Source organism: Curtobacterium sp. ME26, assembly GCF_903970945.1.
GTDB classification, from domain to species: Bacteria; Actinomycetota; Actinomycetes; order Actinomycetales; family Microbacteriaceae; genus Curtobacterium; species Curtobacterium citri.
Genome location: NZ_CAJCKG010000003.1, coordinates 136,893 through 146,812, shown reverse-complemented (window position 1 = coordinate 146,812; position 9,920 = coordinate 136,893). Strand labels below are relative to the sequence as shown.

At 73.8% G+C, this 9,920-nt stretch carries 14 protein-coding genes; 8 read left to right on the top strand and 6 right to left on the bottom strand.

The window, feature by feature from the left end; genetic code table 11:
• Window positions 1–294: contact-dependent growth inhibition system immunity protein (locus H7A69_RS02320; RefSeq protein ID WP_182045557.1), on the top strand; the 294-nt coding region annotated here is incomplete at its 5' end.
• Window positions 291–419, top strand: a complete 129-nt coding sequence (locus H7A69_RS17355) for a hypothetical protein (protein ID WP_259346036.1) — start codon at window positions 291–293, stop codon at window positions 417–419. The genes H7A69_RS02320 and H7A69_RS17355, both read left to right, overlap by 4 nt.
• Window positions 420–837: 418 nt before the next feature.
• Here H7A69_RS17355 and H7A69_RS02315 read toward each other — a convergent pair whose 3' ends face one another.
• The 6 genes from H7A69_RS02315 to H7A69_RS02290 all read right to left on the bottom strand — a co-directional run bounded on the left by H7A69_RS02315 (window position 838) and on the right by H7A69_RS02290 (window position 5,551).
• Entirely contained in the window at window positions 838–1,083 is a 246-nt protein-coding gene (locus H7A69_RS02315; RefSeq protein ID WP_182045556.1) for a hypothetical protein, read from the bottom strand.
• 120 nt (window positions 1,084–1,203) lie between these two features.
• Window positions 1,204–1,866 carry a class I SAM-dependent methyltransferase gene (locus H7A69_RS02310; protein ID WP_182045555.1) on the bottom strand — a complete coding sequence of 221 codons (663 nt, stop codon included), beginning with the start codon at window positions 1,864–1,866 and terminating at the stop codon, window positions 1,204–1,206.
• Window positions 1,863–2,513: a DUF2064 domain-containing protein gene (locus tag H7A69_RS02305; protein ID WP_182045554.1), complete on the bottom strand. Its 651-nt coding sequence runs from the start codon at window positions 2,511–2,513 to the stop codon at window positions 1,863–1,865. The genes H7A69_RS02310 and H7A69_RS02305 overlap by 4 nt, the downstream gene beginning before the upstream one ends.
• Window positions 2,510–3,250 carry a glycosyltransferase family 2 protein gene (locus H7A69_RS02300; RefSeq protein WP_182045572.1) on the bottom strand — a complete coding sequence of 247 codons (741 nt, stop codon included), beginning with the start codon at window positions 3,248–3,250 and terminating at the stop codon, window positions 2,510–2,512. The genes H7A69_RS02305 and H7A69_RS02300 overlap by 4 nt, the downstream gene beginning before the upstream one ends.
• Window positions 3,251–3,599: 349 nt before the next feature.
• On the bottom strand, window positions 3,600–4,673 hold the full coding sequence (locus H7A69_RS02295; protein ID WP_182045553.1) for an NAD-dependent epimerase/dehydratase family protein: 1,074 nt from the start codon (window positions 4,671–4,673) through the stop codon (window positions 3,600–3,602).
• Complete coding sequence (locus H7A69_RS02290) at window positions 4,670–5,551, bottom strand: MTAP family purine nucleoside phosphorylase (protein WP_259346035.1); 882 nt, start codon at window positions 5,549–5,551, stop codon at window positions 4,670–4,672. Before H7A69_RS02290 ends, H7A69_RS02295 begins: the two co-directional genes overlap by 4 nt.
• A 116-nt stretch (window positions 5,552–5,667) precedes the next feature.
• Here H7A69_RS02290 and glp point away from each other — a divergent pair, with 116 nt between their 5' ends.
• From glp to H7A69_RS02260, 6 genes are all read left to right on the top strand, one after another.
• Complete coding sequence (gene glp / locus H7A69_RS02285) at window positions 5,668–6,918, top strand: gephyrin-like molybdotransferase Glp (protein WP_259346034.1); 1,251 nt, start codon at window positions 5,668–5,670, stop codon at window positions 6,916–6,918.
• Window positions 6,915–7,430 carry a cyclic pyranopterin monophosphate synthase MoaC gene (gene moaC / locus H7A69_RS02280; protein WP_182045552.1) on the top strand — a complete coding sequence of 172 codons (516 nt, stop codon included), beginning with the start codon at window positions 6,915–6,917 and terminating at the stop codon, window positions 7,428–7,430. The genes glp and moaC overlap by 4 nt, the downstream gene beginning before the upstream one ends.
• Complete coding sequence (locus tag H7A69_RS02275) at window positions 7,427–7,939, top strand: molybdenum cofactor biosynthesis protein B (protein WP_182045551.1); 513 nt, start codon at window positions 7,427–7,429, stop codon at window positions 7,937–7,939. The genes moaC and H7A69_RS02275 overlap by 4 nt, the downstream gene beginning before the upstream one ends.
• Complete coding sequence (locus tag H7A69_RS02270; protein ID WP_182045550.1) at window positions 7,936–8,364, top strand: molybdenum cofactor biosynthesis protein MoaE; 429 nt, start codon at window positions 7,936–7,938, stop codon at window positions 8,362–8,364. Before H7A69_RS02275 ends, H7A69_RS02270 begins: the two co-directional genes overlap by 4 nt.
• A gap of 34 nt (window positions 8,365–8,398) precedes the next feature.
• Window positions 8,399–9,022, top strand: coding sequence for a hypothetical protein (locus H7A69_RS02265; protein ID WP_182045549.1), 624 nt, complete (start codon window positions 8,399–8,401; stop codon window positions 9,020–9,022).
• A 104-nt stretch (window positions 9,023–9,126) separates the two neighbouring features.
• Window positions 9,127–9,525: a PLD nuclease N-terminal domain-containing protein gene (locus H7A69_RS02260; protein ID WP_069712507.1), complete on the top strand. Its 399-nt coding sequence runs from the start codon at window positions 9,127–9,129 to the stop codon at window positions 9,523–9,525.
• Window positions 9,526–9,920: the final 395 nt, after the last annotated feature.

Below are 9,920 nucleotides of genomic sequence, written 5' to 3'. Positions count from 1 at the left end.
TTCGTCGGTACCTACTTCCACCAGGACTGGGCGGAGGAGCCGTACTCGGCGGAGCAAGCGCTCGAGGACCACCTCGCGAGCTCTTCGCCCGACGCGCTCAGCGAGTTGCTCGAGGACGTCCGTGACCTGGACGGAATCCTCCCGGACGAGGCAGCGCTCGGGGGCCGTCTCATCGAGCTCGACTGCAACTACGTCCCGTCGGACGCCGGGATGAACGACCGTACATGGCTTCGGGAGGTGGCAGCGCGGGTCGAGCGGCACCTCGGCGGCACTGATCCGAACGTCACGCGGTGAGCGACCACGTCGATCAGTCAAGGATGGTCTGGACGGTATCGGCACGGTTCGCCGTCGACGACCGCGCGATCAGCGCGTTCCCGGAGCCCGCGATCTTCGCTGCCCAGGAACGGCGCGACCCTTGATCGAGATGAAGAAGTTCGCGGCGGGAGTGCCGTCCTTCGCGAACTTGATGGGCGGGGCGTTCAACGAGGATTGGCGCGATGAGTGGGACTCCGCAGAGGGGAGTCTCTTCAGTTCTCGGAGAGCGCACCGACCAGCTACGGAACATGCCCGTACAACGACGAGCCGTCGGGATGGCTCTGGGGTTGCGCACCGTCCACGCAGGCTCGGTTCCTGCGCGCACTCGAGTGGGCGCAGCGTCATCCTGACGAGTGGTCGCCGCTGCTCATCCAGCATCCGGTGACGGAGCATGACCCACGGGGGCCACGACTCGACCGGTGAGTGCAGACCGGTGAGCACAGAGCGAGCGGCCGCGCACACCGGGGACGTGGGGGGACGTTCCGGGGTGGGCGACCGCTCGCGGTCTGGGGGAGTGGCGGCTCAGGCGGTCCGGAACGACCCGGTCGCCGTGCGCAGCGACCCGGTCACGGTCCGCGTCGAGGCCGTCGACGTGCTCGGACGCCGGAACTGCGTGTCCACGAAGCGCCCGACGGTGCGGCCGATGCCGGTGCCGGTGTAGCTGCCGACGGGGCGCCAGGCGGCCTCGACCGCGTAGGCACCGAGCTCGTCACGCTGCTCGAGACCGGTGACGTAGGCGCCGCCGAGGGGGTTCTGTCGGTTCTGCACGGGTGCTCCTCGTCGTCGTGCCGCGGGTCACCGACCGTCGGACCGACGACCAGGACGCCGTCGGCTGATGACGACCACGCTACCCCGTTGTCTTGAACGATGCAAGACAAGGGGGCCGCATCACGCGACGAGCTCGCAGAACGTCCGACCCTCGGCCGTCCAGCTCTGGCGGGCCCGCAGTCCCGCCGTCGCCGCGTGCTCGAGCAGCGCGTCGACGCCCACCTCGGCCCAGGGGAAGCCCTCGCTGCGGTTGCCGTCGCCGTCCGCCACGTGCGCGGTGAACGTCCGGTCGGCGGAGCGGTCGACGTGGGTCTCGACGACGACGCGACCGCCGTCGCGGACGATCTCCGCGCAGCGGGCGAGCAGTGCGACGGGGTCGCCGCCGATGCCGATGTTGCCGTCGATCACCAGTGCGGTGTCCCACCGGCCCTCGTCCGGGATCGGGTCGAAGACCGACCCCTGCACGGCGGTGCCGCCGGAGCGTCGTGCGATGGCGACGGCCTCGTCCGACACGTCGACGCCGAGCGCCGGGATGCCGAGGGCCTGCGCCGCGACGAGCATCCGCCCCGGGCCGCAGCCGATGTCGATGACGGGTCCGTCCGCGCCGTCGAGCAGTGAGCGGTCGACCCGGTCGGCCGCGGCGCTCCAGCGACCGACGTCCATCGTGACCTCGACGTCGGGGCGCTCGGGGTCGGTCAGGCGCAGGCGGCCGTCGGTGCGCAGGGCGCGGGCGTAGGGCTCGCCGCCACCTGCGCCGAACGTGATGGTGTCGTGCATCGTCATCGGGCGCCTCCGGTCGTCGTGGTCAGGGTGGTGGGTGCCTCGGCGCGGAAGGCCGCGGCGAAGCGGGAGTCCGGCGCGAGGGCGGCCACCTGCTCGGCGTCCGCGACGGTGTCGACGTCGAGGAGTCCGGGCAGCGTGCCGACCGACAGGCCGGCGTCGGTCAGGCGGGCGAGCTGCACGGCACCGGTGTCGTCCTGCGACATCGGGACGCCGCGGAGCAGGGCGCCGTCGGGCTCGCGCAGGTAGAGCGACCAGAAGCCGCCGTCGTCGGCCGGGCCGAACCAGGCGTCGCGGTCCGGGTCGTCGAACACCGGGGCGAGGTGCTCGGGCGTCGCCTGCGGGGTGTCCATGCCGACCAGCAGTGTCGGGCCGGTCATCGCGTCGAACATCGCACCGAGGCGCTCGTCGAGACCGCCGCCCACCTGGTGCAGCACGTCGAAGTCGTCGGTGCCCTCGGGCAGGACGACGCCGTCGTAGAGCAGGACGCGCCGCGACGCCGGGAGGGCCCGCACCGTCGCGATCGTGTCGGCGAGTGCGGCCGACGCGACGCGCGCGGCACCCTCCGGCGTCAGGGCCGGCGTGAGCCGGGTCTTGACCTTGCCTGGCAGGCACTCCTTGGCCACGACGACCACCGTGACGTCCGTCATGAACGTGCTCCTTCCGAGGACCCGGCCACGTCGCGGGCGGGACCGGGCGCCACGACGCGGGGCCGTGCCTCCCGTCCGTACTGGCGCAGCAGACGGGACATGTCGCTGACGGCGTTGACCGTGCCGCGGAGCGTGCCGGTGACCTTGCTGTCACCGACGCGCTGGGCGTACCCGATGTCGGACTCGTCGACCCGCCAGCCGGCGGCGTGCGCGGCCAGCACCATCTCGAGCGGGTAGCCGCTCCGACGGTCCTGCAGGTCGAGCGCGACGAGGTCGGCGCGGCGCATGACGCGCATCGGGCCGAGGTCGCGGAGCCGGTAGCCGGTGGCGCGGCGCATGAGCACGGCGAGCACGCGGTTCGCGAAGCGGGCGTGCGGCGCCCAGGCACCACGCGTGGTCGGGACGCGCCGACCGAGCGCGAGGTCGGTGCGGCCGTCGGCGACGCGCGCCACGAGGGCCGGCAGCTCGGCGGGGTCCATCGAGGCGTCGGCGTCGCAGAACGCGACGTACTCGGCGGTCGCGGCGGCGACGCCGGCGGCGCACGCCGAGCCGAAGCCCTTGACGGGTTCGGTGACGACGGTCGCGCCGTGCGCGCGCGCCACGTCGGCGGAGCCGTCAGTCGAGCCGTTGTCGACCACGATGGCGCGGTACCCCTCGGGCAGGCGCCCGATGACGCGGGGGAGCGCGTCCGCCTCGTCGAGGCAGGGCAGGATCACGTCGACGGTCATGGTGTCCATTCGGTGCGGTCCGTCGGATCGACGGGTGCCCGCGTCGGTCCCGCTCGCCTCGGCGGCGGCGGGGTCGTGGTCGTCGGAGGGCGGGCGGTCCATGTACTCGACGTAACACGAAGACACAGCCCGGGGTACAGGTTAGCCGTCCCCCGCCGGTCACTCCGTGCGCCCAGTGGATGCCGTGTCCCGCTTCCGGGGGACAGCCGGGAGGCCCGGATCGCCTCCGCACGACGGCGCACCCGGTCGGGTGGCCGGTCCTGGCGGGATCGTGGCGGCTCGCGCAGGCTGTGCCGAGTCTCAGCACGCAGCCGGCAGCGCGGACGCGGCCGGGAGTGCCCCGGCCGCGTCCGCGCCGTCAGCGCTGGACGGCGGCGCGGAGCGGGGCGGTCGCGAACGCGCGCATGCCCTGCTCGAAGTCCACCTGTGCCTGCCACCCGAGCTCGGCGCGGATGCGGTCCGACGACGCCGTCACGTGGCGGACGTCGCCGAGCCGGTACTCACCGGTGACGACGGGCTGCGGCCCGTCCGGTCCGGCGATCGCCGACGCCATGTCGCCGATCGTGTGCACGACACCCGAGCCGACGTTGTAGGCGTGGAAGGTCTCGGCGGGCAGTTCGGCGGTCGCGGCGATCGATGCCGCGTTCGCTCCGGCGACGTCGTCGACGTGCACGAAGTCGCGCCGCTGCCGGCCGTCCTCGAAGACCCGGGGCGACTCGCCGCGGGCCAGCGCCGAGCGGAACAGCGAGGCGACCCCGGCGTACGGGGTGTTCGACGGCATGCCCGGTCCGTACACGTTGTGGTAGCGCAGGGCGATCGCGGTACCGCCGGTCGCGCGCGCCCACGACGACGCCAGGTGTTCCTGCGCGACCTTCGTCTGCGCGTACACGTTGCGGGGGTCGAGCGCGGCCGACTCGTCGATGAGGCCCGGGACGAGCGCCCGCCCGTCGGGGCCGATCGGGTCGAAGCGGCCGGCGTCGAGGTCCTCGCGGCGACGGGCCGGCGGTCGCACCGGTTCGCCGTCGGCGGTTTCGTACGCGCCCTCGCCGTAGACCACCATCGAGCTCGCGACCACGAGCCGACCGATGCCGTGCCGGTCCATGCCCGCCAGGACGTGGGCGGTGCCGGCGTCGTTCGACGAGACGTAGTCAGGGGCGTCCTGGAAGTCGACCCCGAGGCCGACCTTCGCCGCCTGGTGGCAGACGACGTCGACGCCGTCGAGCGCGGCCTCGAGGGCGATGCGGTCGCGGACGTCGCCGTGGACGAAGGACAGACCCTGCTGCTCGTGGGCGCGGAGGACCTCGCCGGGGTCGCCGTGCACGTCGTCGCGCAGCGAGTCGAGGATGCGGACCTCGTGCCCCTCGGCGAGGGCGCGGCGGACGATCGCGGAGCCGATGAAGCCGGCGCCGCCGGTGACGAGCAGGCGGCTCATGCGCCGACCGCCTTGCGGAGCACGCTCTCGCTGGCCTCCGAGGGCACGAGCTCGCGGGGCGTCCAGTCGTCGGGCAGTGCGGCGACGACGTCGCCGATGGCGCGGACGATGACCTCGTTGGCGCGGGCCAGGCGCTCCATGACGGCGGCGTGGGTGACCGGGGCCTCGGCAGGTGCGGTGTCGGCGGCCGTGGTCTCGTCCGCGCTGGGTGCCAGGCCGGCGTCGGCGTCGGTGACGTACGACAGGTTGACGGTGCCGATGCCGAGCTCTGCGGCGAGCGGGACCTCGGGCGTCATCGTCATGTTGATCGTGTGGCCGCCGGCCTCGCGCATCCACACCGACTCGGCGCGGGTCGAGAAGCGCGGACCCTGGATCACGACGCACGTGCCGGTCGGACGGAACGGCACGTCGAGCGCGGCGATGGCGTCGATCGCGGCGCGGCGGAGCACGGGGTCGAACGGGTCCGCGAAGGACAGGTGCTGCACCTGGTCCTCGAAGAAGGTGTCGGCGCGACCCCACGTGCGGTCGATCAGCTGGTCGGTCACGACGAACGTGCCCGGCGCGTAGTCCGGGTGCAGGCCGCCCACGGCGCTCGATGAGACGATCGCACGGACGCCGAGCGAGCGGAGCGCCCAGACGTTCGCACGGTGGTTGATCAGGTGCGGCGCGACCGAGTGCTCGCGGCCGTGCCGGGTGAGGAACGCGACGCGCTTGCCCGACATCGTGCCGACCGTGATCGGGCTGGAGGTCGGACCGAACGGGGTCGCGACGTCGATCTCGTCGGCCGTGCCCTCCTCGAAGAGGCGGTAGAGGCCGGAGCCCCCGATCACCCCGATGCGAGCGGTCGTTCCGTCCACGGGCGGTTCGGTCGTGGTCACGTGGTCCTCCACAGGTCCTTCAGGATGTCCTCGGCGCGTGGTGCGCCCTGGATACGCTACTGACGCCCCTCCGGCAGTGACCGGGAGCGGGCATCCCCACGGGTTCGGAGGCACGGGTGCGCACGATCGGTCAGCATCGCGACGAGGTCGCCGCGCTCCTCGCACCCGCGCTCGCGCAGCGTGGTGCGGAGACAGTGGCGATCGACACCCTGGCGGACGGCGCCGGCACCGGTCGGGGCCACCGTGTCCTGGCCGCCGCGGTGACGGCGCCCGTGCCGTTGCCCGTGTTCGACAACAGCCAGATGGACGGGTTCGCCGTCCGCGCCGCCGAGTCCGGTCGGTCCGTCCGGGTGGTGGACCCGATCCCCGCCGGTGCCGTCCCCGTGCCGCTGGCCCCGGGGACCGCGGCGCCGATCATGACCGGTGCGCGCATCCCCGAGGGTGCCGACGCGGTCGTGCCGGTCGAGGAGACCGCCCCGGGCGCGTTCCCCGCGGCCCTGGCGCTCGCCGAGCTCACCGTGCCGGACGGCACGACCACGGGCACCTTCGTCCGGACGGTCGGCAGCGACGTGCGGCGCGGGGCGGAGCTCGCCCCGCAGGGCGCCCCCGTGACGCCGGCGCTGCTCGGGACGCTCGCCGCCGCCGGCATCGACGTGGTCGACGTGGTGCGGCCCGTGCGCGTGCTCGTCGTCTCGACGGGCAGCGAGCTGGCGGACGGTGGTGACGGGTACGGCGGTGCCGGGGACGGTGGAGTGGGTGCGACGATCCGCGACGCGAACGGCGTCGCGCTGCGGGCGGCCCTGGCCGAGGTCGGTGCCGCGGCGCGGACCGTCCGGCTCACCGACGACGTCGACGCCTTCCTGCCCGCCCTCGAGGACGCCGTGGGGGAGTGGGCCGACCTCGTGCTCACCACCGGCGGGATCAGCGCCGGGGCGTACGAGGTCGTGCGCCAGACGCTCGAGCCGCTCGGCCTCGCCATCACCCCGGTCGCGATGCAGCCCGGCGGCCCGCAGGCGCTCGGCCGGCTCCCGCTCGCCGGACGCCGGGTGCCCGTCGTCGCGTTCCCCGGCAACCCCGTCTCGGCGCTCGTCTCGTTCGAGGTCTTCCTGCGACCGGTGCTCGCGGCGGTCGTCGGCGCTCCCGACCGAGCGGCGCAGGAGCTCCCCGCGGCGGAACCGGCGACCTCACCGGTCGGCAAGCACCAGGTGCGCCGCGGCACGGTCGTCGACGGCCGTGTGCACTTCGTCGGCGGGCCGAGCTCCCACCTGCTCGGGCACCTCGCCGCCGCGACCCACCTCGTCCACGTCCCGGTCGGCACCGACACCGTCGAGCCCGGGGACCCGCTGACCGTCTGGAGCCTGCGATGACCGACGACCCCACCACCCACTCGTCCAGCGCCGACCCGACCGGCGCCGACCTCTCCCACGTCCGGTCCGACGGGACCGCCCACATGGTCGACGTGTCGGAGAAGGACGTCACCACGCGCAGCGCCACGGCCACCGCCACCCTGGTGACCCGTGCCGACGTGGTCGAGCGGATCATCGACGGCTCGCTGCCGAAGGGCGAGGTCATCGGCACCGCCCGGATCGCGGCGATCATGGCGGTGAAGAAGACGTCCGACCTGGTGCCGTTGTGCCACCCGCTGCCGATCGCGGGCGTCGAGGTCGACATCACCGGAGCGGGCGACCGCGTGCACATCGAGGTCGCCGTGCGGACCACCTCGCGCACCGGCGTCGAGATGGAGGCGCTGACCGGCGCGAGCGTCGCCGCCCTGACCGTGTACGACATGGTGAAGGCCGTCGACCGTGCGGCCGTGATCACGGACGTCCGGGTGCTCGAGAAGCACGGCGGACGCTCCGGGGACTGGAGCGCTCGATGACGTCCGAACCGACCAGGGGCCGCGCCGGCGTGGTCGTCGTGTCCACGCAGGCGGCGACGGACGCCTCGCTCGACCGCACCGGGCCGACGATCGCCGCCTGGCTCCGCGAGCGGGGCTTCACGGTCGCCGAGCCGACGATCGTGCCGGACGGCGGCGCGATCGCCGAGACCGTCACCGCCGAGCTGCTCGCCGACGCGAGGGTCGTCGTGACCACGGGCGGGACCGGCGTCACCCCGACGGACCGGACGCCCGAGGCCGTCGCGCCCCTCATCGACCTGGAGCTCCCGGGTCTCGTCGAGGAGATCCGTCGGCGGGGCCTCGCCGGTGCCGGCCCGACGGCGCTCCTCACCCGAGGTGTCGCGGGCATCGCCGGCGGCCGCACGATCGTGCTGACCCTGCCCGGTTCCCGCGGCGGGGTGGCCGACGGGCTCGCGGTGCTCGACGGCGTGCTCGACCACGTCCTCGCGCAGCTGCACGGCGCCGGGCACGCACCCCGGAGCGCGTCGTGAGCGGGGAGCGCGTCGTCATCGCCGACGTGGTGGACCGGGTCATCACCGTCGACGAGGTCTCGGACGCCGTCGCCACCGACCGCGACGGCGCGGTCGTGACCTTCGCCGGGGTCGTCCGCGACCACGACGACGGCAAGGGCGTGACCGCACTCGACTACGAGCGGCATCCGAGCGCCGGCGACGTCATCGCCGAGGTCGCCCGGTCGATCGCCGTCGACCACCCCGAGGTCCGCATCGCCGTGCTGCACCGCGTCGGCGCGCTCGGCATCGGGGACGTGGCGCTCGCCGCCGCCGTCTCGTCGCCGCACCGGGCGGAGGCGTTCGCGGCGTGTGCGGCCCTGGTCGACCTCGTGAAGGAGCGCACGCCGATCTGGAAGCGCCAGGAGTTCACGGACGGCACGGACGAGTGGGTGGCTGCGCTCTGACGGGACGGGGCTCCTGGTGGTTGGCTCAGGGGCGATGACCACGGACGAAGTGACCGCCGCCGCGAACCGGTGGGCCCTGGCGGACGAGCGCGCACAGGCCGTCCTCGCCGCTGCCGATCCATCGTCGCGTCGACGTACGGCGGCTTCCGTCGTGTGGGTGCTCGTCGGTTCGGCCGCCATGGCGGTCGCCCTGGTCGCCCTCGCGCTCGTGCTGCCGTCCGATGCGCCCGGCAGGTCGGTCACCACCACGGTCGTCATGGTTGCTGCACTGGCCGGCATGGTGGTGCAGGTCGTCGCCTCGATCGTCGTCCGCCGACGCCGCGGTGTGCCCCCGGCTCCCGTGGTCGCACTGCTGCAGACCCGCGAGCGGCACGCAGTCCGCCAGGCCTTCCACGGCAGTCGACCGGTGCCGGAGGACCGTCGGCGGGTCGTGGACGCCGCTGCGACGCAGGCCGCAGCCGGGCAGGAACTCGTCGTGCTGTGCCTGTTCGCCGTGAGCAGCGTGGCGGGACTGACGACGGGGAGCGAGCTGTGGCCGATGTTCGCCGCCGCCGGCCTGCTCGCCGCTGGGTCGACTGTCGTGTCGGCCCGCGACGCCGTCGCCGCTCGACGCTGGCTCGCCGACCGCGTGATCGAGGCCCCGAGCCCGACGACCTGAGCCGGGCGACCTGAGCGACACCGCAGGAGACCGACGCAGGATCGTGATCCCGGCACCCGTTCAGGGCGTGGTCCCGCGCTCGGCGGATCCATAGACTCCGGAACATGAGCGTTCTGCTGTACGGCGCGGGGATCGTGCTGCTCGTCTTCGCCCTGATCGACATCATCACGCGGGGCGACGACCAGGTCCGTGGGCTCCCGAAGTTCGCATGGATCCTCATCTGCATCTTCCTGCCCCTGGTCGGCAGCATCGTGTGGTTCGCCGTCGGGCACGACTGGAGCGCGAACGACCGGAACCACGGCCGGTACATCGAGCCGAACCGCCACGAGGACCGGTACGCCAGCATCGGCCACGCCCGCGCGGCGCACGGCGACAAGCGCGTGAACGGCACCGAGCAGGAGCTCGCCGAGCTCGAGCGGGAGATCGAGTACTGGGAGGCCCAGGCGCGGCTGCGCCGTGCGAAGGAGGCCGCCGGCGAGGGCGACCCGACCGCGGGCAGCTGATGCGGCGCGACTCGGACGAACCGATCTCCGACGCAACGTGGGAGACCGTGGCCGAGACCGTCGCCGGACGGCCACTCGCCGCGGTGCGTCGGCGTCGGCAGCAGTGGCGGGTGGTCCTGGTCGTCCTGGTGATGGTCGCCCTCGTCGGTGGCGTCCTCGCCGGCTGGCGGCTCGGACCCGACGTCGACTTCGACACCGAGCCGCGGGACGGCGCCTGGGGCACGGCAGGGGCCGTGGTCGTGATGGCGGCGCTCGTGGCCTGGGTCGTCGCGGTGGTCTGGCTGCTCCGCCGCAACGCGTTCCCACCGCTCGGGAACGACGCGACATCGGGCCTCCGGGCGCGCGAGCGACGGGCGATCGACCGGATGGCACGCGGTGTCACAGTCGGGCCCGCC

Excerpts from the sequence above, each read along its gene's own strand:
- H7A69_RS02310 (WP_182045555.1), bottom strand. The coding sequence starts at position 1,866 with ATGACGATGCACGACACCATCACGTTCGGCGCAGGTGGCGGCGAGCCC.
- H7A69_RS02305 (WP_182045554.1), bottom strand. The coding sequence starts at position 2,513 with ATGACGGACGTCACGGTGGTCGTCGTGGCCAAGGAGTGCCTGCCAGGC.
- H7A69_RS02300 (WP_182045572.1), bottom strand. The coding sequence starts at position 3,250 with ATGGACACCATGACCGTCGACGTGATCCTGCCCTGCCTCGACGAGGCG.
- H7A69_RS02295 (WP_182045553.1), bottom strand. The coding sequence starts at position 4,673 with ATGAGCCGCCTGCTCGTCACCGGCGGCGCCGGCTTCATCGGCTCCGCG.
- moaC (WP_182045552.1), top strand. The coding sequence starts at position 6,915 with ATGACCGACGACCCCACCACCCACTCGTCCAGCGCCGACCCGACCGGC.
- H7A69_RS02275 (WP_182045551.1), top strand. The coding sequence starts at position 7,427 with ATGACGTCCGAACCGACCAGGGGCCGCGCCGGCGTGGTCGTCGTGTCC.
- H7A69_RS02265 (WP_182045549.1), top strand. The coding sequence starts at position 8,399 with ATGACCACGGACGAAGTGACCGCCGCCGCGAACCGGTGGGCCCTGGCG.
- H7A69_RS02260 (WP_069712507.1), top strand. The coding sequence starts at position 9,127 with ATGAGCGTTCTGCTGTACGGCGCGGGGATCGTGCTGCTCGTCTTCGCC.